Origin of the sequence: Labilibaculum manganireducens (assembly GCF_002843385.1) — a bacterium.
Classification (GTDB): Bacteria; Bacteroidota; Bacteroidia; order Bacteroidales; family Marinifilaceae; genus Labilibaculum; species Labilibaculum manganireducens.
Genome location: NZ_MVDE01000003.1, coordinates 43,988 through 64,278, shown reverse-complemented (window position 1 = coordinate 64,278; position 20,291 = coordinate 43,988). Strand labels below are relative to the sequence as shown.

Here is a 20,291-nt window from a genome sequence, read left to right as displayed (position 1 = left end):
CAGGAGCGTAGTGTTCCCTTTAAGATGGGAAGATTTTGTTTGTTAACGATTCTTATTTCTATGTAAGGAGTTGGGTCGGGGATGAGGTGTAAAATAAAAATACCTCAACCTATCCCTCTCCTTCAGGAGAGGAGAAAACAGTATTGAGTGATAGTGCATCAACCATTATTGGGTAAGCCTATCTCCTTCGTGTTACTTTGTGCAATCCTTTCGTGTACTTTGTGGTAAAACGATTTTCACTGCTGAGAACGCTGAGGTTCACAGAGATTTTAAAAACGCAGTTAACAGTTGCCCAAAAACAGAATGCCTGTGTGGTATTCTTCAGCCAAGGTTGAGGTGTGGAATAAAAAAAGGATACGCACAGTGCGAATCCTCATGTATAATTTTAGAATCTCATTAAAATTAGATGTGTTAGCATCAGCCAGCTTTTAATTAGGCCAGTTCCACCAACGTAATTTCCGGAGGCATACCAATCCGGCCGGGGAATCCGATGTAACCAAAGCCGCGGTTCACATAAAGGTATTGATCTCCTTGCTGATACAATCCGCCCCAGCGAGGATATTTGTACTGCACCGGACTCCATTTTATGCCAGCCCGTTCGAGTCCAAACTGCATGCCATGCGTATGACCCGAGAAGGTAAGGGCGATATCCGTATCCAAAACCTGCGCATCCCAATGCGAAGGATCGTGACTCATCAGAATTTTAAAGGGGATATTGGCTGATCCGTTGATTGCTTTTTGTAAGTCGCCGTGTTGCGGAAAAGGAGGTTTGCCCCAATTTTCGACACCAAGCAGTGCAATTTCTTCCCCGTTTACTGATATGGTTTCCGATTCATTTAAAAGCAGCTTAAAGCCCATATCTTTATGGAAATCCTTAATTGCCTGTAAATTTTCAGCTTTGTCGCCAGAAGATTTCCAGTACGAATAATCACCGTAGTCGTGATTTCCCATGATGGAATATTTTCCAATTTTAGCATTCATTTTGGATAGTATAGGAGCCCATCCTTCTGTTTCTTCCGCAAAGTTATTTACCAAATCGCCTGTGAATAGAATCAGGTCCGGTTCCTGTTCGTTGATCAGTTCAACAGCCTTGGCAATTTTCTCAAAATTCTTATTGAAACTGCCCAGGTGCATGTCTGATATTTGAACGATTTTCAGTCCTTTAAATGATTTGGGAAGGTGATCGAAACCGATCTTTTCGCGCATTACCCTGTAGTTAAATTTCCCTTTGGTTACTCCATACAATATGGATGCAAACGGGATGGCTGCTAAAACCAATCCCATTTGATATAAAAACTCGGATCTCTCCATTTTTCTCTTCGAATTAAATTGTGGTACACTCTTTTTCTTTCTCTCCCCGAACCAATTAATGATTCCTGCAATCGCCCCTAGTATATCTTTTAACAGAACGAAAAGTATAAATACAAACTTTGGAATGTAAAACAATGAAAAACCAGCTACCAGATATCCAACATAGATGTAGGCTTCAGATTGCCGCACATGCTTGATCCCGAATATAAACAGGACAAAACCAGCAAAAATTAAAACGGAAATACCCCAAAACAGCATGGTTAATGATTGTCTTGCCAGCGAATATTTTATTCGGGCAATCAGAGGTTTCACGCCACGGTAGGTATAAATATCTACCAACAGCATAAATAGTAACAGAGGAATCAATAAATATACACTTGCTTTCATCCAAGTTTTTATAAGTGGTTCATTGATTATTAAATAGCCTCAAATATAGACAATAAAATACAAGCAAGTCCTTAATTTTTGTTAAAATATGCTTATCTTCAAAGCATTATAACCCCATCACTAAAACCTACTTCAGTATCCCGGTTTTACTGATGTCAGGACATTTATTCACTACAAACCTATAGAGCAATGAGTGCGAAAATTCATGAATTGATTGATAAACGATGGAGTCCAAGAGCCTTTTCGGATCAGGAAATTGAACCAACCAAGATTGAAAAATTATTCGAGGCAGCATCATTTGCCGCGTCTTGTTTTAACGAACAGCCTTGGCGGTTTATTTATGCAACAAAGGATTATCCGGAGCGGTATGATCAACTGATGTCTTGTTTGGTAGAGTTTAATCAGATGTGGGTAAAAACTGCACCTATGATTATTTTGACACTGGCTTCAAAAAAGTTTGCTCAGAGTCAAAAAGAGAATCATCATGCACGTCATGATTTGGGTTTGGCCATTGGAAACATGTCTGTTCAAGCAACGGGTATGGGGTTATATATGCATCAAATGGCTGGTTTTAGTGCTGAAAAGGCCCGGGAGATGTTTGAAATTCCTTTCGATTTTGATATTGTAACAATGATTGCTGTTGGTTATATAGGTGATCCAATGCAATTGCCCGAAAATATCAGGGAAATGGAATCGAGTAAAAGGGAGCGGCGCTCTTTGGATAAAATTCTGTTTGATGGCGATTGGGACGATATGAAATAAAATGTATTTGGAATACAGACTGGGCTTATCCTTAAGGGTAAGCCTTTTTATTTTGAAAATATTGGAAACTTGTTGTAACTTGATTTATGTACAAGAAATTCATTATGAGAGTTTTGTATCATTAAACTTTTAGGATGTGAAACAACCATGTAAAAAGTATTACACACAGGAGAATGAGTGTAATTTGGGAGTTCCATGTGACATCTTTAAACAAATTTAGACAGATGAAAGCGGTAGTAATGAAAAAATACGGGACGCCGGATGTTTTGGAGATTGCCAATCTTTCCCGTCCGCAGATAAATGACACAGAGGTTTTGGTTGAGGTTTATGCTTCATCAGTAAATCCGGTCGATTGGAAAATCCGTAAAGGCAGCTTAAGACTATTCATGAGAAAGAAACTACCCTGTATTTTAGGAGGTGATATAGCCGGACGGGTGGTCGAAATCGGCAAAAAAGTACAGTTTTTTCGGGTTGGCGACGAGGTGTTTGGGAAAATTGATATTACTAAGAATGGTGCGTATGCTGAATATGTTGCTACCACAGCAAGCCATCTGGCATTAAAACCGCAAAATATGAATTTTGAAGAGGCTGCCACTTTGCCTTTGGCAGGATTAACAGCTTTGCAGGCACTTCGGGATATGGGTGGAATTCGGAAAGGAATGAATGTAATGGTGAATGGTTGCTCGGGAGGTGTTGGGTCTTTTGCAGTTCAAATTGCAAAAGCTTATGGCTGTGAAGTTACAGGAGTTTGCAGCAGCAGAAATGTGCAGTTTGCAAAAGATTTAGGTGCTGACCGGGTTGTTGACTATATCAAACAGGATATTGTTTCGCTTCAGGAAGAGTACGACATTTTTTTCGATGTGGTAGGAAATCAGGAATATTCAAAAGTAAAACACATTTTGCAGCGGGGAGGAATTTTTGTGACAACTCTCCCTTCTTTCAACATTCTTTTGCTCGGGTCTGTTCATAACCTGCTTAGTTCCAAAAAAATGAAGAAGATCTTTGTACAGGAAAATAAGGCAGATCTCGAATTATTGGCTGATTTTGTTGATGCAGGTCTTTTAAAAACTTACATCGATAAATCCTACGATTTAATGGATGTTGCCAAAGCTCATCAGTACAGTGAAACGGGTAGGGTGGTTGGAAAGCTCTCTTTAAAAATTGCCGAATAAACAGGATTCAAATCCACAGATTAGAATGTAATTGAATTTTAGTAAAGATCCGGGCATCATTTGATACCCGGATCTTTTCCTTGATGATTCTTATCCTTTGGTTTTAATTCCACAACCAATTGCTTTTGTCGAAGTAATTTCCGGCTTTTTATTTTGTAAGAGTGCATCTAAAGCATCTTCAACATATGTACTTGTAACCTGAGTTTCGTCTTTGTAATTGTTATCGATCGCACCAATATATTCCACGGTGTATTCTTCGCTATTATTGCTTAAGATAAAAACGTGAGGAGTTTTGGTCGCTCCAAATCTCTTAAATACTTCCTGTGTTTCATCCATCAAATAAGGGAATGTAAATCTTTTTTCCTTAGCCCGTACAATCATATTGTCAAAAGAATCGCTTTCATACAATTCCGGATCGTTTGGATTGATCGCAATTACAGGGAATCCTTTTTCCTTGTATTTTTTGTCAATTTCGATAATTCGATCTTCATAAGCTACAGCATACGGACAATGATTGCATGTGAAAATCACAATGAATCCTTTGGCATCCTTGTAATCGGCGAGCGAAATCTGTTTTCCATCAACATTTTTCAGTTTAAAATCTTTCGCCTTGTCACCTATCTGGTAGCCTTGAGCTTGTATTCCCATTGCGGCCAATATAAAAAGGCCAAGAATCAATACTTTCTTCATAATTATAAATTTTAATTCGGTTGATTATTTAATTTATCAATTGAGTCCGCCAATTTGTCGTACGAAATCTGGCGGGTGAAAACTATTCTTTCATCTTTTCTATAAATAAGAGTTGCAGGAAGAGCACCATCCCAGTTTTTATCCACTTTTCCAATCCAGCTGTTTGCATCCGGATCATCAAGCAAAACAACTTCAGCATTTATATTCTTTTTCTTTAAAAAGCCGAGTAAGCGATCTTCTGTATTTTTTCCAAAATCGAGACTGACCAGTATTACTTTCACCTTTTTATCTGTATAGTCTTTACGGATATCTTCAAATTCGGGGAGTTCTTCAACGCATGGTTTGCACCACATCGCCCAAAAGTTAATCACGTAGGTGGTATCATTCTGATAATGGAGAATAGGTTCTAATTCATTAAAATTATGGGATTTAATTTCCTGAGCGCTCACTGATTTTATTGAAATAATAAGTGAGCTAAGTAGTAATAACTGGTATCTAAATTTCATTTTCTATATATAAAGACATCGAAGTATTAAATATACTACTATTCGTTGAAAAAGTACAGGCTTACTTGTTATTGATCTGTTAAAATTTAGGTTTGCAAGAGGATAGCAGGGGTTGAGAAGAATTACCAGACAGCATAAGGTAAAATTGAGTGGTTTAACAGCACAACTTTGTGCATGAGAATGATAATTGTAAGGTTGTATGAAATATTTTTTTACCTTTGGAAGGAATTAGTACAGAAAATATGAATAACAATATCCATATCGGGCGATTTTTCTTTTTTAGCAGCTGTTGTTAGAAGAGGATTCACGTACTATTTAATTGATGATGAGCCTCTGTAAGGGCTCTTTTTTTTTGACTATATGAAACGTCCATGTCAAAGCGATTTTGAAACACAGGAAAAGATTATTCCAGCATGGTAAGTTCTCCCGAAACAAGTTCGGGACAGGCTATATGGCAAAAACTTAAAATAATTACGAATGAAAACAGTATTTTTTAATAATTGGTTTTTTATTTTTTTCTTTTTTAACGGAGAGAGGAACAGGATTCTAATGAAATAAAATATAATATTATTTACAAAGAGTCCTGATTAATTGGGACTCTTTTTTGTGATACAAAATCTAACTATAACCATGGAGAAAAGAAAAATTGTTATTCAAGGAGTTGAGGGGTGTTTTCACCATTTGGCAGCTAATGCTTATTACGGAGAAGATGTTGAAATTATTCCTGCCGGTAATTTCGCCACACTTGTTGAATTGATTCAAGACGAATCAGTATGCGATGGAGGAATTATGGCGATTGAAAACTCTATTGCCGGAAGTATTCTGCAGAATTACGGGCTCCTTCAGGATTCCGGTCTTGTAATCGAAGGGGAGATATTTCTGAGAATCAAGCAAAATTTAATGGCTTTGCCCGGGCAGAAAATTGAAGATTTAAAAGAAGTTCATTCCCATCCAATGGCAATTCATCAGTGTCGTGCTTTCTTTCACGATTATCCAGATATTAAATTGGTGGAAATGGAGGATACGGCCTTAAGTGCTAAGAATGTAAGAGACAATCAATTGATGGGTGTGGGAGCTATTGCCGGTGATTATCCGGCAGAATTGTATGGCTTGGAAATTATAGCTGAGGAAATTGAAAGCATAAAAGACAATCAAACCCGGTTTTTTCTTTTAAAGAGACAGAAAGATGTTGTTCCAAACGGAGGATACAATAAAGCATCATTATATTTTAGTACCAGTCATAAAGCGGGGAGCTTGTCTTATATTTTGGATTGTTTTGCCAAGGAGAACATTAATCTTTCGAAGATTCAATCTCTGCCAATTCCCGGTATCAACTGGCAGTACTTTTTTCATGTCGATTTGGAATTTCAGGGACCCCGGCAGTTTAGGGATGCGTTGGATAAAATATCAGCTTATACGAAAGGAATGAAAGTATTGGGTACTTACAACAAAGGTATTGTGATCACTTAAAAGACTTACATCGAGTTAAAAACTTTGTCGATGCTTTTGGCAAGAACAATGTCTTTTTTTGTGATTTTACCTTTGGAGTGGGTGGTTAAAATTAGGCGTACATTTTTATAATTGTACAGTTTGATATCTGGATGATGATCCATATTTTCGGCTTCTGCAGCTACTAAATTTATAAAATTGATTGCTTCAATGAAGTTCGGCAATTCATAATTTTTAACCAATTTACTGTCTATTTCGCTCCAACCTTGATCCAATAATATATCCATGATATTTTCATTTAGTAGTTAAAGATACATAAAGTCTAAACCAAAGTAAATAGAAAAAACGGGACAACTTAATTAAGTTGCCCCGTATCTGATTTCTTAATTGAAAGTTTGATAAAGTATTCTTATAATGCGAGCTCACGATCCAATTCTTCGCCCATTATCTGGGCGCCGCTGTAAAGCACTGATCTTTCTTCTGCTTCCATATAAATATCGAACGGTAAGGATATTTCATAGGCCGATTGAACTATAGCTGCAATATCATCTTTGGCACCTAAGTGTGTTCTCCAGTTAGTTTCCGTTTTGTCAAGAAGGTATGCATAAACGGGACCGGAAAAATAAGCGAAACAGTTTACAAAAGATGGAGATTTCCACATTGAGTGCAGCTTATTTTGCAAATATGTCTTTAAATCTTTATCGTTTCTGCATAATTTTTGAGCTGTATATTCGGCCATGCCTTCATGAATCTCAAATCGATTTTCACAGCCGTCACATTTACCATACAAAGCTCTGCGGTAATGGCGAAAACAGAGTGCATCAGTAATTGCCTGTTTTTTATTTTCCCCTTCACTTTGCAGAGCCAGCTCAAGAGCTTTCCATTCAAGTTTCAACCAAAAACGAGCTTCCATTTCGTCCATATGTTTGTTGTTATAAGGTTCGGGTTTTAAATCCATTTCAGGTTGAACACAATGAAAAGCTTCATGAAGAATAATACATTGTCTTTCAATTTTATCTTCAGGCAAGGGCAGTGGGATAACGGCCCAAATTTGATTGCCGATTTTGGCTGGTCCTTTTATCACATCAACAAAATTGGGGAGAATACCGGTGTAAATTTCATTATAGGAGTCTAAACCTAACTTTTTGCTATTGTTATTTGAGTAGATTCGTCCATTTTCTTTATCAACCAAAAGAATAGGAACATCGAGAGTTCTTCCCCAAAGCATGCCATTGTCCTTAAGACATAACGCTTTGGTTTCTCTTAGGATAGTCTCAATATCTTTAATGTCATATGATTCTGCCATACTCAATGAACAGGACATTAATTCTATGCCTAGAAACAGGAAAATCCATATAAAACTATATTTTTTCATTCGAGTTGGTTAATTAGTTAATTGTCTGATTATTAATAGAATTATGACCCGTATCGAATCACAGTGGTTTTGCACTTTTTATACATCAGTATTTGTGCCATCAACCCTAATTGTATGTATGTCAGTGTGTAATGTTGGCTTAAGCTATTTTTACAGAGTCTTAATAGTGTTGGGTATCGTACAGTTGGTGTTCGGATATGAACAATTTAAATGTTTGTGAAATAGAACCAAAATAGTGAACCTGTTTTTATCATTAATCAGAATTATTTGAATGAATTGGCATTCCAAATTTTTTCAAAGAAATGGCTAATCAACTTATTGCGTTGCTTTGATTGATATAATTCTGTATCTTAAAATTGGAATAAGTAAGATAAATACAAGTAACCTTAATCGAATTAAATGAATAATTACCTTGAAATATTTATTTTAGTTGTGGGATTTCTGATAGTTGCAATTGCTGCAAATAGAATCTCAAGGTATTTTCCTAAAGTTAAATTACCCATTATAACAGGTCTTCTTTTCATTGGAATTCTTTGCGGACCTTTTATTTTAAATTTTGTTCCACGAAAGGCCATTACCCAATTGCATTTTATAAACGAAATATGTTTGGCTTTTATCGCTTTTGCCGCAGGGGCAGAACTTTACCTGAAGGAATTAAAAGGCAGGATGAAAAGTATCAAATGGATGACTTTCAGTCAACTTTTTTTCACCTTTGGTTTGAGTGTGTTGGCGATATTCTTTTTATCTGCCAGATTGTTATTTATGGCACAACTCGATTGGCAGGTGAAGCTTGCCATTGCCTTGCTGGTTGGAACCATCTTTATTACCCGCTCTCCAGCATCTGCAATTGCTGTAATTAATGAGATGAGGGCGAAAGGACCTTACACACAAACTGCTATTGGGGTTACGGTGATAAAGGATGTTTTGGTAATCATTTTATTTACGATATGTTTTGCCATCGCAGGTGCTTTAATTTCTAAAGTTCCGTTTGATATTTGGTTAATTGTTATTCTAATTGGAGAATTATGTTTTTCAATTTTAATTGGTTTTTTGCTGGGGCAAACTATTAATTGGATTTTGGCTCGCGGAATTACTACAATGCAAAAAGCGGTTTTTTTGGTAGCAATAGGATATAGTATCTATCTTTTTGCTCATTTGGTAGGTGAACAAAGTCAAAATTTGCTTGGATTTAGGGTGTATATTGAACCTTTGTTGATTTGTATTATTGGAAGTTTTGTTGTTGTTAATTTTGGAAGTTACCGCCGGGAGTTTGTTAAAATTATAGAATTGGTTGTTCCTACTATTTACATTATTTTTTATACCCTTACAGGTGCATCAGTTTCTTTGGATATCCTGGCTCAAACCTGGGGTGTGGCACTGTTGTTCTTTGCAATTAGGCTGATCAGTATGGCTATTGGCGCTTTTATTGGAGGAACTTTAGGAGGTGATCCTTTCAGGGTAAACAGAATTTCTTGGATGCCGTATGTTACTCAGGCCGGAGTTGCTATTGGATTGGTATCTGTGGTGGCAGTGAAATATCCCGATTGGGGACCTCAATTCGGAGCGATATTAATTGGAGTTATTGTACTCAATGAGATATGTGGTCCGCCACTTTTTAAATGGTTTATATTAATGGTTGGGGAGAGTCATAAAAAGAAAGAACTATTGCATGAAAACAAAATTCAGAAAGCTATTATTTTTGGTCTGGAAGGACAATCGCTTGCTTTAGCACGGCAATTAAAGGAACATGGCTGGGAGGTTAAATTAGTAACCCGTAGTGAGGAGAGAGCAAATTTAGAGTATCATGGTGTTAATGTGACTCATGTGAAAGAATTAAGTATGGTTGAATTAAAGAGACTTGAAGTGGATAATGCGGATGCGATAGTGCTCTTGAATCAGGATGAAGACAATCTTAAATTTTGTGAATTAGCTTATGAAAAATTTGGTACAAGGGATATTGTTGTTAGGGTAAATGAGAGGAGTTATGTAAGTAAATTTCACGAGTTGGGAGCTCTGATTGTTGAACCCTCCACAGTAATGGTAAGCTTAATGGATCATCTGGTGCGATCACCAATTGCCACTTCATTGTTGCTTGGTATGGAAAAAGATCAGGATACTGTGGACATTGAAATGCAAAATAAAGAATTGCACGGCATCACTTTAAGGGATTTACAAATTCCTACCGATGTTATTATTTTGGCTACCAAACGTAATAATAACACCTTAATTTCTACCGGATATACACGACTTCGGTTGGGTGATGTGTTAACTGTTGTTGGATCTGTGGAAAGTCTGGAAAAGGTTCGTTTAAAAATGGAAGACACAGACTTGCCCGGTTATAATAAAGCTCGTTTTATGGGAAAATCAATTTCATTAAAAAGAAAGTCAATCAAGACAGATCCGGATTTACCAGGTTAAAAATACGGTAGTCCAGAATGCCAAAGGAACGACAGTATTCCAGATAACTTCTTCCCGATGGCGGGCCCGGTAAATTCGTTCATTTTCGACTTGAAACCGCATTGATTGCAACATCGCATCATAATTTTGTTGTGCTGTTATATCCCTTTCCCTTTGAATGTTATCAAGATAAATAATTACCTCACGGCTTTTATTTGGATTACTGTTTAATACTTCTATTAAGTCAGATTCAGATTCGTTTAAACGATTCAGGTGGTAAAGTGCCATGCCTCTTTGTAGTCGTACTTCCGATAGATAAGGTTTTTTACTCAGCACATGGTCAAAATCAAGAATTGCTTCGTCGTATTTTTTTAACTGCATTTTTGCGTATCCGCGATCTTGAAAAATGGTGGAATAGTAAGGCATAATAGTAATGGCAGTGTCTAAGTAAAGGATGGCTTTTTCATATTCCCCCTGCAATATCAGAGTTCTTCCATTGTCATGATATTCCATGTATCTTTCTACATTCTGTGAAAATACTCCGGAAAAACCGAAAACACCAATAAATAAAAACAGCAGATTTTTCATTGTAAAACAGTTTACGTTCTATTGAATTAACTCTTAAGTAAGAACATAAATTGTACCAAACTGCATAAAAAAACCCTCCAATTTTATTGAAGGGTTTGCAGATATAGAAGATATCCTTATGATTTCTTACAACATTCTTTTTTGCAGTCTTTAGGACATTTAGTTTCTGCCTTGGCTTCTTTAGTACAACAAGCTTTTTTACAGTCTTTTTCACATTTTTCTGCTTTAGCTTCCTTTGTGCATTTTTTTGCCTTATCACATTTTTCAGCCTTAGCGTCTTTGGTGCAGCAGGCTTTTTTACAGTCTTTTTCACATTTTTTCTTTTCAACTTTTTTCTTCTCCTGATCCTGTTTTTGATCTTGATCCTGAGACAAAGAAATTTGATTATCAAAGATTGAAATTACCGGTTGAGCAGCAAAACTTACTACATTTATCGCAAATACAAATAAGAGTCCAAATAATAACTTTTTCATGTTTTTTTTATTAAAATGTTAATTAATCCGTTTTAGTTTAATTTTGAATTGAATACTACAAGAACGTAAAAGATCTTTTTATCTCTTGTTAATGAATTGTTAAAGCATCAAAAACTCTTAAAATTTACACTAATTTTGAGTCGTTAAAAAGATCATAAGATCTAGATGTTAAGGAAGTATTAGTCTATGAGTTTGTTGTTTAAAAATACAATGCGAAAATTTAAGGTTTATAGAATCCAGATATTTATTGTTATATCAATAATTGTTCTGCTTCTTCTACTTTTAATTCAAATTAGATGGATAAGCAGAGCCAGAAGCTTAAACGAAGAGCAATTCAATCATCGTGTTGGCTTGGCTTTGCATGAGTCTGTCGATGAGTTTACAAAAGATCAGGAGAGTTGTGAGAAGATGCGGGAGTGCATGTCTAAATCGAAATACAATGCTTCGGATAGTGAGCTTTTAAAGATGGAGGTGAGCCGCCTGGATTCAATTATTCATCAGCAATTTAAAAATTATCAGATTCAATCGCCATATACCATTGAAGTATTAAGTACTGCTGACGAGCAGCCTAAAAGTAAATGTTTTTACTATAGTTTGCGTAAAGCATTAAGTCACGATAAGGCAATATTAAATGTCTATTTCCAAAAAAGAGAGAAAAATTTAATGGATAGTATGGGGAGTATGTTTATTTGCTCATTAATTCTTATTTTAATTCTTTGTACATTTTTCGGGATAACCGTTTTTTCATTGATAAATGATAAAAAGATTTTGGGTAGAACTACTGATCTGATTAATAATATAGCACACGAGTTTAAGACACCGATGGCAACAATTTCGCTGGCCAGTGGAATGTTAAAACGAAATAAGGTTTATGCCGATCCCAATCAAGTAGTTCATTATTCAAGCATGATTTTTTCAGAGAATAATCGCTTGAAAAGTCAAGTAGATCAGTTGTTAAAACTGGCTTGTATGGAACGCGGAGAATTGCAGTTAAATTCAGATCAAATAAATTTGCACTCCTTGTTAAAAGAGTGTTCCGATTTTATTTCCGTGCAATTGGCAGAGCGTGAAGGAACCATAGCGTACAAGCTGAATGCGGAAAATGATATGGTTTGTGGTGATAAAGATTTGCTGCAGAATGTATTGTTAAATCTTCTGGATAATGCAGTGAAGTATTCCGAATCTAAACCAGAAATAGAAGTTGAGACTAAAAATACGAATGGACATCTTTATATTGCGGTAACTGATAAAGGAATTGGAATGACTAAAGAGGAACAGAAGCATGTATTCGATAGATATTACAGAGCTCCAACCGGCGACCTGCATGATGTGAAAGGTTTTGGCATTGGCTTGTCCTATTCAAAAATGATTATTGATTCTCATAAAGGTTCAATAAATGTTTTGAGCAAAAGAAACTCCGGCAGTACCTTTACTATTGTTTTGCCATCAATCTAAAATTATTTTATGACCAATTCTAAAAATATATTGCTAGTTGAGGATGATCCTAATTTAGGTCTTGTTTTAAATGAATTTCTAAAAATGGAGGGCTTTTCGGTATGTTTAGCCCGAGATGGGGAGAAAGGATTCGAGTCTTTCTCTAATTCTAAGTTTGACCTTTGTTTATTGGATTGCATGATGCCAAAAATGGATGGTTTTACTTTGGGGAAAAAGATTCGTGAAATTAATCAAGAGATTCCCATTATCTTTTTAACTGCAAAATCGCTAAAGGAGGATAAGTTAAAAGGTTTTGATTTGGGAGGAGATGATTATATCACGAAACCTTTTGATGAGGATGAGTTGGTCCGAAGAATTAATGCCGTGCTAAAGCGTGTAAATACAGCACCTGAAATAAAAGAACAAATATTTAATGTGGGTAAATTTGTATACGATCATGCAAATCTTACTTTGACTTTAAATGGAGAAATTTTTCGGATCACTCAAAAAGAGGGTGATGTATTGTATCTTTTGCTTCAGAATAAAAATAATGTATTGCGAAGAGAAGATATACTGGTAAATGTGTGGGGCGAAAATGATTATTTTATGGGACGCAGCCTGGATGTCTTTATCACTAAATTAAGGAAGCACTTAAAATTGGATTCTACCATAAAAATTGAAAATGTGCATGGAGTTGGTTTTATTTTATCAGAAAATAATTAAAATCCCAAACAACACATCAAAATCCATAAAAGTTGTAATTTTGAATCTGAAATTTAAAATCTGCAATTTGCCATGAGCATACCTCAAATAATTGACACTATTCTAGCGAAAATTCCTGCTAACGTAAAATTGGTAGCAGTATCTAAAACCAAACCCAAAGAGGATATAATTGAAGCCTACGAAGGAGGATACCGGATTTTTGGTGAAAATAAACCACAGGAGCTGGCACAAAAATATAACGATCTTCCCAAGGATATAGAATGGCATTTTATTGGTCATCTTCAAACCAATAAGGTGAAGTATATAGCGCCGTTCGTGCAGCTTATTCATGCTGTTGACAGTATTAAATTACTGAAAGAAATTAACAAGCAGGCAGAGAAGAATAACAGAGTTATCAGTTGCTTGCTGCAATTTCATATCGCTTCGGAGGAAACTAAATTTGGTCTTACTATCGATGAGGCAAAAGAATTGCTTACTTCGGAGGATTTTAAATCATTAAAAGCGATTCAAATTGCCGGCGTAATGGGAATGGCCACATACACCAATAATGAAGTCCGGATCAGAAATGAGTTTGGTAATCTTAAATCTATATTTGAAAGTTTAAAATCAGATTTTTTTATTGACAGTCCTGAATTTAAAGAAATTTCAATGGGAATGTCGGGTGATTATATGCTGGCAATAAGTGAGGGCAGTACAATAATTAGAGTAGGAAGCACAATATTCGGATCGAGATATTAAATTCTGGGTTTTTTATAGGCTAAGTCAGTACTAAGGATGTAAATATCTCTTTTGAATTTACTATATTTGTTCGTTATCGATTGAAAAATATTAAAAAATCAAATAGCATGATTAATCTTGAAACCACCTATATGGGATTGCAGTTAAAGAATCCTTTAATTGTCAGCAGTTCCGGGCTTACAAATTCTGTAAGAAAAATTAAAATTATTGAAGAAAAAGGGGCAGGAGCTGTTGTTTTAAAGTCTTTATTCGAAGAACAAATTCGCAACGAAGCTAAAAATTTGATTGGTAAAGATCCTTCAAATACAAGTTATCCTGAAGCTGAAGATTATATTCAGACCTACATCAAAGGAAATTCCGTTTCGAATTATTTGACACTTATTAAGGAAGCTAAGAAGGCTGTTTCTATTCCTGTAATTGCAAGTATTAATTGTGTTTCTTCATCGGATTGGACTTCTTTTGCTAAAGAAATTGAAAAAGCCGGAGCCGATGCTATTGAGTTAAATGTGTTTATCGTTCCAAACGACAGAAACATGAGTTCTGCGCAATACGAAAATTTATACTTCGACATATTTAATGCCGTTAAAAAGGAAGTAAATATTCCAATATCAATGAAAATTGGAATATACTTTACCAATTTATTTTCAGTTGCTAATCGTTTAAATGCTGACGGAGCAGATGCATTGGTGCTGTTTAATCGTTTTTATGAGCCGGATATCGATATTGAGAAAATGAAAATTACCAGTGCCGAAGTGTTGAGTTCAGCAAGTGATATTCGTAAATCTCTTCGTTGGGTTGGTATGTTGTCTGATAAAATTAAAGGAATTGATATTGCAGCTTCAACAGGTATTCATAATGGCGAGGCTGCAATCAAGCAATTGTTGGCAGGTGCTAAAACAGTACAGATTTGTTCTACTGTATATGAGCATGGTTTCGATCAAATTACCAATATATTGGGAGACTTAACCAGTTGGATGACCAAAAAAGGATTTAAAACTGTTGATGAATTTCGCGGCAGTCTTAATTATGGCAGTATTCAAGATCCTGGTTTGTATGAAAGAGCGCAGTTTATGAAATACTTTTCAAATAATGAAAAGGACGTTTTAATATAAAAAACAAAAGCCGCTTTTAAGCGGCTTTCTTTTTTCTTATAGTTGATCTATTATATGAATGGCTTCGTGAAGAATTCCCTTTTTTTCGGGAGATGCTCCTGAAATGGCATCTTTAAGTTTCGCCATCTCCACAGGCTTACTTTCTTCTGATATTTTTTCGGTAAGATTTTCTATTACTGTAAATGCTTCAAAGGAAGTTTCAAAATCCGACACAATTAACAAATCAACAAAAGTTGATATGTATTTTGAAAAATCAATACTGGTTTCCCAGCAAATTGAAATTAAAATTTTTCTAATTGTCAGATACTTTTCATCAGCGATTGCCTCTATAATAATTTTATCCGAATCCTGATTTTTTAGATCAGCAAGAAAACTATGGATTGCTGATTGTATTTCCTTACTGGAATTAGAAATCATCAGTTCTAACAGAGGTGTAATATCTTCTGGTTTTCCTTCTTCACGTAATTGATTGATTGAATCAAGTACCACTTTATTATCCAAAGAACTAAGTCCTAAGATTATGGAGTTGTGTAAATCCTTTTTACTAATATTGCTCATTAAATTGTTCTTTTTATTCGATGCAAAACTAGTAATTTTTATTTGTTTTTAGCCCCTCTCAATATCATCTGTTTACTAATTGCATTTTCATTAATTTATGGCTAATTGATTGGAACTTAATAATTGAAAGGATAGTCTTGAGTTGCTTTTTTTTTTACAAAAACTCAAAAGTTGTATATCTGCATATGCTTATTTTAATTGCAAGAAGTTAAGTGGCAATTTTATGTTTAATGATTAGGAATGGATAGTTTTGTGCGGAGAACATTCATTTTAACAGCAAAATGATCTTTTTCCATTTCATTTTGGATTGTGAAATATTCTTGAAAAAAAGATGTTATTTTCTTGAAAAATTGTAATTTAAGTTCGTTGAAAGATAGATGTTAATCTTCAGAATGAGTTCAATGAGAAAAATTATTTGGAGTTTAGAAATTATACTACTGTTCAATTCATGCAATTTGTTTTCATCAAAAAAAAATAAAGAGCAGGTTTCTGAGGGAGAATTGCTGGAGTATCAGTTGATGAAGGAAAATGCGGATAAGATGAAGAGAATTTTTTTTGTACTTCCCAGCCCAATTGAAATTTCATTATTAATTAAAAAATCAGGAGTTCATTTTAGGGAAGATTTGCTGAACAGCATGGAGAATTTACCGGGATATTCAACAAGCTCGTCAAGGGCGATAGCGCTGGGGGTTTATTGTGCAGATTTAAGCTATGCAAGCTTGAATGAACAATATCAGATCTCAATTGAGTATATGAATGTGTCCAGAAGTCTCGCAGAATCGTTAGGGATTCTTAGAACAGTTGGACAGGACAAGGTTCGTTTGCTTGAAAGCAATGTGACAAATAAGGAATTGATTGTTGATATTGTATCGGAGATTTATATGGAATCGAATCAACAATTACGAGAGCAGGACAGGTATTCACTGTCTGCTTTGATGTTAATTGGAGGATGGGTGGAGTGCATGTATATAGCAACTCAAAGTGTTAACCCCAATGAGAAATCACATGAGGAGTTAATCAAACAAATTTTAGATCAGAAATTGTCTCTTGAAAGTATAAAAACGGTGTTGCAGGACAATCAGGCTGATCCAATTATTAAACCCATTTACCAGAACGTATTACAGCTTGAGAAATTATTTGAAATGAGTATTAAAACTTCAGATATGAAAGAGGGGGCTGATTTTATTGATTCTGTTGATGAATTGGTATTTGTACAATTAGTTGCGAAAATAGGTGATATGAGGGATTATTTAGTTCATTAGTGTGAAAATAATTTAAGAATTACACATACAGCATTTTTAATATGAAGTATTATTTATTGTCAGCCTTACTTGCATTCTTTTTTTCTGTTAATCTTGTATTTTCTCAATGCCGGGATTTTGCAAAAGAACATTGTAAACCTAAACTTGAAAATTATATTCATGATGGTAATTACAACGGAGCAGTACTAAATCAAGACGAGGAAGTTGAATTGCATAAAGCCTTTTTTAGCGGACAAAAATATCGTGTAGTAGTTGGTTGTGAAGATAACATGCCAACAATACATTTTAAAATTACCGATTCGGATCTGAATGTGATTTTTGATAACGAGGATAGTAATTACACTGATTTCTTTGATTTTGAATTGGATGAGGCTAAAACACTAATCATATCTTTGGATTTTGTCAAAAATGAAGATATTGAATCCGAAGAGAAAAGCGGTTGTGTCTCTATTTTGTTTGGTTTGAAATTATAAGTAAAAAAAGGTTCCTTTAAGAACCTTTTTTATCTATTTTTTCATTTAAATATCGTCCTGTATAGGAAGCTGAACAATGAACAGCATCTTCGGGAACTCCCTCAAAAACAATCTGCCCTCCATTAATTCCACCTTCAGGACCTAAATCAATTAACCAATCGGCACATTTAATTATTTCCATATTGTGTTCAATAATAATTAGCGTATGTCCTCTTGATATTAGGGCATTAAATGCATCCATTAATTTATTGATATCGTGAAAATGCAAGCCAGTTGTTGGTTCATCAAAAACAAACAGGCAAGGTTCTGCTTTTTCTTTCGCCAAAAAGGAAGCTAGTTTTACTCTTTGGCTTTCACCACCACTTAAGGTGCTTGATGATTGACCTAATTTCACGTAACCTAATCCTACATCAACCAGTGGTTGTAATCGTTGAACAATTTTCTTTTCTGTTGTGCTTTTACCCTGAGAAAAGAATTCAACCGATTCGTTTACAGTCATTTCCAATACGTCATGAATGTTTTTCTGATTGTATCTAATTTGCAGAATATCATCTTTGAATCTTTTTCCCTTACAACTTTCGCATTGCAGGTAAATATCAGCCATAAACTGCATTTCAACCTTAATTATTCCTTCCCCCTGACATTCATCGCATCTGCCTCCGTCAATATTAAAGGAAAAATGTGAAGGCTTAAAACCACTATATTTAGATGCTTTTTGATCGGCAAATAGTTTTCGGATTTCGTCATATGCTTTTAAGTAGGTAACAGGATTCGACCGGGATGATTTCCCAATTGGATTCTGATCGACAAATTCGATGTCTTTAATAAGATGAAGATCTCCTTTAAGAGCATCGAAATGACCACTTTTATCGGAGTACCCGCCGTAATGTTTCTTTAAGGCCGGATACAGGATCGTTTTCACAAGAGAAGATTTTCCGGATCCACTCACACCAGTGATAACTGACATGATATTTAATGGGAATTTAATGTTTAAGCCTTTTAGATTATTCTCCCTTGCACCAATTATTTCAATGAAATTGTTCCATTTTTTTCGTGTGGTGGGCACAGGGATCATCATTTTTCCGGAAATGTATTGAGAAGTTAAACTTTCCGATGACTTTTTTAACTGATCAATATTTCCTTGGAATACGACTTCACCGCCAAGCCGGCCGGCGTATGGCCCGATATCGATAAGTTCATCAGCGGCCAAAATTATATCTTCATCGTGCTCAACAACAATAACCGTATTTCCCAAATCGCGCAATTCCCTCAAAACTTTTATGAGCAATTCGGTGTCCCGCGAATGAAGTCCGATACTTGGTTCATCCAGAATGTAAAGCGAACCAACAAGACTGCTTCCTAATGAGGTTGCTAAATTGATTCGCTGCGATTCTCCACCGGACAGACTGCTGGATAATCGATTAAGGGTTAGGTAACCCAATCCGACATCAGATAGGAAATTAATGCGGTTTCTAATATCTACAAGTAAGCGACTGGCAATTTTCTCATCGGTTTTATCCAAATTTAAATTCTGAAAAAAAACGTTGAGCTCATTCAATGGCATTAACACCAAGTCCTGAATGTTTTTATCATTTACTTTTACATAGCCGGCCTCTTTTTTCAACCGGGTTCCTCTACAGTCCGGACAAACTGTTTTTCCTCTGTATCGGGATAGCATGACCCGGTATTGAATCTTATATTGTTTTGCTTCCAGATATTTAAAAAAATCATTTAAACCCTTAAAGTGTTTATTTCCAGTCCATAGTAAAAGTTTTTCTTCTTTGCTCAATTCAAAATAGGAGCGATGTATAGGAAAATCAAACTTATCGGCAGAATAGATTAATTTATTTTTCCATTCCTGCATTTTCTCACCTTTCCAGCAAACAACAGCATCGTCGTAGATGCTTAGTGTTTTGTTTGGGATAACCAGATCTTCATCAATACCAATTACCTTTCCAAAGCCTTCGCAGGTTGGACATGCTCCAAGTGGATTGTTAAAGCTGAATGTGTGAACATTTGGATCTTCAAATACAATTCCATCGGCCTCGAAACGATTCGAGAAAGCTTGGTAATCTGCACTTCCATTAATAGAAAGCAGGCATTCACCTTTTCCTTCGTAAAATGCAGTTTGCAGGGAATCAGCTATTCTGTTTTGAGTATCTTCATCTGAAGAAACTCTTATTCGATCAATTACGATATGAATTGGCTCATCATCCTGAAGAAGACCCGGATTCTCAATTGCGTCAAAAATCTTATGGATTTCTCCTTTATTTTCTACTCTTGAAAATCCTTGTTGAGATAAAACTTCCAGTTGCTCTTTTTTACTTCGGTCGCCATTAAGCATTTCTGCTAAAATCATTACCGGAACACCTTCTTCCTGACTAAGGATATACTTCACAACGTCAGTAATGGAGTGCCTCTTAACCAGGGTATTTGAAATGGGCGAGTACGTTTTCCCTATTCTTGCAAAAAGAAGTTTAAGATAATCGTAAATCTCTGTTGATGTGCCAACTGTTGAGCGTGGATTCCGGGTATTTACCTTCTGTTCAATTGCGATGGCAGGAGGTATCCCTTTAATAAAATCAACCTCAGGTTTGTCAATTCGTCCTAAAAATTGTCTTGCATAGGAAGATAAACTTTCCACATACCTTCGTTGTCCTTCAGCGTAAAGGGTGTCAAATGCCAATGATGATTTCCCTGATCCTGAAAGTCCTGTGATTACAATAAACTTATTTCTGGGAATCTTAAGGTCGATGTTCTTTAGATTATGAACTTTTGCCCCTTTTATATAAATGTACTTTTCTGAATTCTTGTCCGCCATATTTATTATTCGACCCTGAATTAGGTTTCTTATAAGTTTACTAAAATCTAATCTACAAAG

The 20,291-nt window shown here is 35.5% G+C and carries 19 protein-coding genes; 10 read left to right on the top strand and 9 right to left on the bottom strand.

The window, feature by feature from the left end:
- Window positions 1–432 precede the first annotated feature (432 nt).
- The gene (locus BZG01_RS02965; protein ID WP_101308344.1) at window positions 433–1,698 is read right to left on the bottom strand and encodes a metallophosphoesterase; all 1,266 of its coding nucleotides are present in this window, start codon (window positions 1,696–1,698) and stop codon (window positions 433–435) included.
- Window positions 1,699–1,887: 189 nt separating this feature from the next.
- On the opposite strand from BZG01_RS02965, the gene BZG01_RS02960 reads away from it, so the two are divergent.
- Entirely contained in the window at window positions 1,888–2,460 is a 573-nt protein-coding gene (locus BZG01_RS02960; protein WP_101308343.1) for a nitroreductase family protein, read from the top strand.
- Between the two features lie 224 nt (window positions 2,461–2,684).
- Window positions 2,685–3,632: an NAD(P)-dependent alcohol dehydrogenase gene (locus BZG01_RS02955; protein WP_180327184.1), complete on the top strand. Its 948-nt coding sequence runs from the start codon at window positions 2,685–2,687 to the stop codon at window positions 3,630–3,632.
- 90 nt (window positions 3,633–3,722) lie between these two features.
- Here BZG01_RS02955 and BZG01_RS02950 read toward each other — a convergent pair whose 3' ends face one another.
- A complete protein-coding gene (locus tag BZG01_RS02950; protein ID WP_101308341.1) occupies window positions 3,723–4,322 on the bottom strand; it encodes a thioredoxin family protein in 600 nt (199 codons plus the stop codon).
- 11 nt (window positions 4,323–4,333) lie between these two features.
- Complete coding sequence (locus BZG01_RS02945) at window positions 4,334–4,828, bottom strand: TlpA disulfide reductase family protein (RefSeq protein WP_101308340.1); 495 nt, start codon at window positions 4,826–4,828, stop codon at window positions 4,334–4,336.
- Between the two features lie 630 nt (window positions 4,829–5,458).
- Between BZG01_RS02945 and BZG01_RS02940 the strand changes: the two genes are divergently transcribed.
- A complete protein-coding gene (locus BZG01_RS02940; protein WP_101308339.1) occupies window positions 5,459–6,298 on the top strand; it encodes a prephenate dehydratase in 840 nt (279 codons plus the stop codon).
- A 5-nt stretch (window positions 6,299–6,303) separates the two neighbouring features.
- On the opposite strand, the gene BZG01_RS02935 is transcribed toward BZG01_RS02940, so the two are convergent.
- Together BZG01_RS02935 and BZG01_RS02930 are read right to left on the bottom strand one after the other, a co-directional pair.
- Complete coding sequence (locus tag BZG01_RS02935) at window positions 6,304–6,564, bottom strand: 4a-hydroxytetrahydrobiopterin dehydratase (RefSeq protein ID WP_101308338.1); 261 nt, start codon at window positions 6,562–6,564, stop codon at window positions 6,304–6,306.
- A 122-nt stretch (window positions 6,565–6,686) separates the two neighbouring features.
- Window positions 6,687–7,652: a hypothetical protein gene (locus BZG01_RS02930; RefSeq protein WP_143470817.1), complete on the bottom strand. Its 966-nt coding sequence runs from the start codon at window positions 7,650–7,652 to the stop codon at window positions 6,687–6,689.
- Window positions 7,653–8,051: 399 nt separating this feature from the next.
- On the opposite strand from BZG01_RS02930, the gene BZG01_RS02925 reads away from it, so the two are divergent.
- Window positions 8,052–10,070 (top strand): monovalent cation:proton antiporter family protein, encoded by a 2,019-nt coding sequence (locus tag BZG01_RS02925; protein ID WP_101308336.1) that lies wholly within the window; start codon window positions 8,052–8,054, stop codon window positions 10,068–10,070.
- On the opposite strand, the gene BZG01_RS02920 is transcribed toward BZG01_RS02925, so the two are convergent.
- Both BZG01_RS02920 and BZG01_RS02915 read right to left on the bottom strand, forming a co-directional pair.
- Complete coding sequence (locus tag BZG01_RS02920) at window positions 10,059–10,637, bottom strand: tetratricopeptide repeat protein (RefSeq protein WP_101308335.1); 579 nt, start codon at window positions 10,635–10,637, stop codon at window positions 10,059–10,061. The genes BZG01_RS02925 and BZG01_RS02920 overlap by 12 nt on opposite strands.
- A 116-nt stretch (window positions 10,638–10,753) precedes the next feature.
- Window positions 10,754–11,110 (bottom strand): hypothetical protein, encoded by a 357-nt coding sequence (locus BZG01_RS02915; protein ID WP_101308334.1) that lies wholly within the window; start codon window positions 11,108–11,110, stop codon window positions 10,754–10,756.
- A gap of 210 nt (window positions 11,111–11,320) precedes the next feature.
- Between BZG01_RS02915 and BZG01_RS02910 the strand changes: the two genes are divergently transcribed.
- The 4 genes from BZG01_RS02910 to BZG01_RS02895 all read left to right on the top strand — a co-directional run bounded on the left by BZG01_RS02910 (window position 11,321) and on the right by BZG01_RS02895 (window position 15,117).
- Complete coding sequence (locus BZG01_RS02910; protein WP_180327183.1) at window positions 11,321–12,565, top strand: sensor histidine kinase; 1,245 nt, start codon at window positions 11,321–11,323, stop codon at window positions 12,563–12,565.
- A gap of 9 nt (window positions 12,566–12,574) precedes the next feature.
- Window positions 12,575–13,267, top strand: coding sequence for a response regulator transcription factor (locus BZG01_RS02905; RefSeq protein ID WP_101308332.1), 693 nt, complete (start codon window positions 12,575–12,577; stop codon window positions 13,265–13,267).
- A gap of 72 nt (window positions 13,268–13,339) precedes the next feature.
- Complete coding sequence (locus BZG01_RS02900) at window positions 13,340–14,005, top strand: YggS family pyridoxal phosphate-dependent enzyme (RefSeq protein ID WP_101308331.1); 666 nt, start codon at window positions 13,340–13,342, stop codon at window positions 14,003–14,005.
- A 107-nt stretch (window positions 14,006–14,112) separates the two neighbouring features.
- A complete protein-coding gene (locus BZG01_RS02895; RefSeq protein ID WP_101308330.1) occupies window positions 14,113–15,117 on the top strand; it encodes a dihydroorotate dehydrogenase-like protein in 1,005 nt (334 codons plus the stop codon).
- A gap of 36 nt (window positions 15,118–15,153) precedes the next feature.
- Here BZG01_RS02895 and BZG01_RS02890 read toward each other — a convergent pair whose 3' ends face one another.
- The gene (locus tag BZG01_RS02890; protein ID WP_101308329.1) at window positions 15,154–15,675 is read right to left on the bottom strand and encodes a hypothetical protein; all 522 of its coding nucleotides are present in this window, start codon (window positions 15,673–15,675) and stop codon (window positions 15,154–15,156) included.
- Between the two features lie 401 nt (window positions 15,676–16,076).
- Here BZG01_RS02890 and BZG01_RS02885 point away from each other — a divergent pair, with 401 nt between their 5' ends.
- Window positions 16,077–16,937, top strand: a complete 861-nt coding sequence (locus BZG01_RS02885; protein WP_143470816.1) for a hypothetical protein — start codon at window positions 16,077–16,079, stop codon at window positions 16,935–16,937.
- A gap of 41 nt (window positions 16,938–16,978) precedes the next feature.
- Window positions 16,979–17,410 (top strand): hypothetical protein, encoded by a 432-nt coding sequence (locus BZG01_RS02880; RefSeq protein ID WP_101308327.1) that lies wholly within the window; start codon window positions 16,979–16,981, stop codon window positions 17,408–17,410.
- Between the two features lie 16 nt (window positions 17,411–17,426).
- Here BZG01_RS02880 and uvrA read toward each other — a convergent pair whose 3' ends face one another.
- Window positions 17,427–20,231: an excinuclease ABC subunit UvrA gene (gene uvrA / locus BZG01_RS02875; RefSeq protein WP_101308326.1), complete on the bottom strand. Its 2,805-nt coding sequence runs from the start codon at window positions 20,229–20,231 to the stop codon at window positions 17,427–17,429.
- Between the last annotated feature and the right edge of the window lie 60 nt (window positions 20,232–20,291).

Coding starts and splice junctions, on each gene's coding strand:
- BZG01_RS02965 (WP_101308344.1), bottom strand. CDS start 1,698: ATGAAAGCAAGTGTATATTTATTGATTCCTCTGTTACTATTTATGCTG.
- BZG01_RS02960 (WP_101308343.1), top strand. CDS start 1,888: ATGAGTGCGAAAATTCATGAATTGATTGATAAACGATGGAGTCCAAGA.
- BZG01_RS02955 (WP_180327184.1), top strand. CDS start 2,685: ATGAAAGCGGTAGTAATGAAAAAATACGGGACGCCGGATGTTTTGGAG.
- BZG01_RS02950 (WP_101308341.1), bottom strand. CDS start 4,322: ATGAAGAAAGTATTGATTCTTGGCCTTTTTATATTGGCCGCAATGGGA.
- BZG01_RS02945 (WP_101308340.1), bottom strand. CDS start 4,828: ATGAAATTTAGATACCAGTTATTACTACTTAGCTCACTTATTATTTCA.
- BZG01_RS02940 (WP_101308339.1), top strand. CDS start 5,459: ATGGAGAAAAGAAAAATTGTTATTCAAGGAGTTGAGGGGTGTTTTCAC.
- BZG01_RS02935 (WP_101308338.1), bottom strand. CDS start 6,564: ATGGATATATTATTGGATCAAGGTTGGAGCGAAATAGACAGTAAATTG.
- BZG01_RS02930 (WP_143470817.1), bottom strand. CDS start 7,652: ATGAAAAAATATAGTTTTATATGGATTTTCCTGTTTCTAGGCATAGAA.
- BZG01_RS02925 (WP_101308336.1), top strand. CDS start 8,052: ATGAATAATTACCTTGAAATATTTATTTTAGTTGTGGGATTTCTGATA.
- BZG01_RS02920 (WP_101308335.1), bottom strand. CDS start 10,637: ATGAAAAATCTGCTGTTTTTATTTATTGGTGTTTTCGGTTTTTCCGGA.
- BZG01_RS02915 (WP_101308334.1), bottom strand. CDS start 11,110: ATGAAAAAGTTATTATTTGGACTCTTATTTGTATTTGCGATAAATGTA.
- BZG01_RS02910 (WP_180327183.1), top strand. CDS start 11,321: ATGCGAAAATTTAAGGTTTATAGAATCCAGATATTTATTGTTATATCA.
- BZG01_RS02905 (WP_101308332.1), top strand. CDS start 12,575: ATGACCAATTCTAAAAATATATTGCTAGTTGAGGATGATCCTAATTTA.
- BZG01_RS02900 (WP_101308331.1), top strand. CDS start 13,340: ATGAGCATACCTCAAATAATTGACACTATTCTAGCGAAAATTCCTGCT.
- BZG01_RS02895 (WP_101308330.1), top strand. CDS start 14,113: ATGATTAATCTTGAAACCACCTATATGGGATTGCAGTTAAAGAATCCT.
- BZG01_RS02890 (WP_101308329.1), bottom strand. CDS start 15,675: ATGAGCAATATTAGTAAAAAGGATTTACACAACTCCATAATCTTAGGA.
- BZG01_RS02885 (WP_143470816.1), top strand. CDS start 16,077: ATGAGAAAAATTATTTGGAGTTTAGAAATTATACTACTGTTCAATTCA.
- BZG01_RS02880 (WP_101308327.1), top strand. CDS start 16,979: ATGAAGTATTATTTATTGTCAGCCTTACTTGCATTCTTTTTTTCTGTT.
- uvrA (WP_101308326.1), bottom strand. CDS start 20,231: ATGGCGGACAAGAATTCAGAAAAGTACATTTATATAAAAGGGGCAAAA.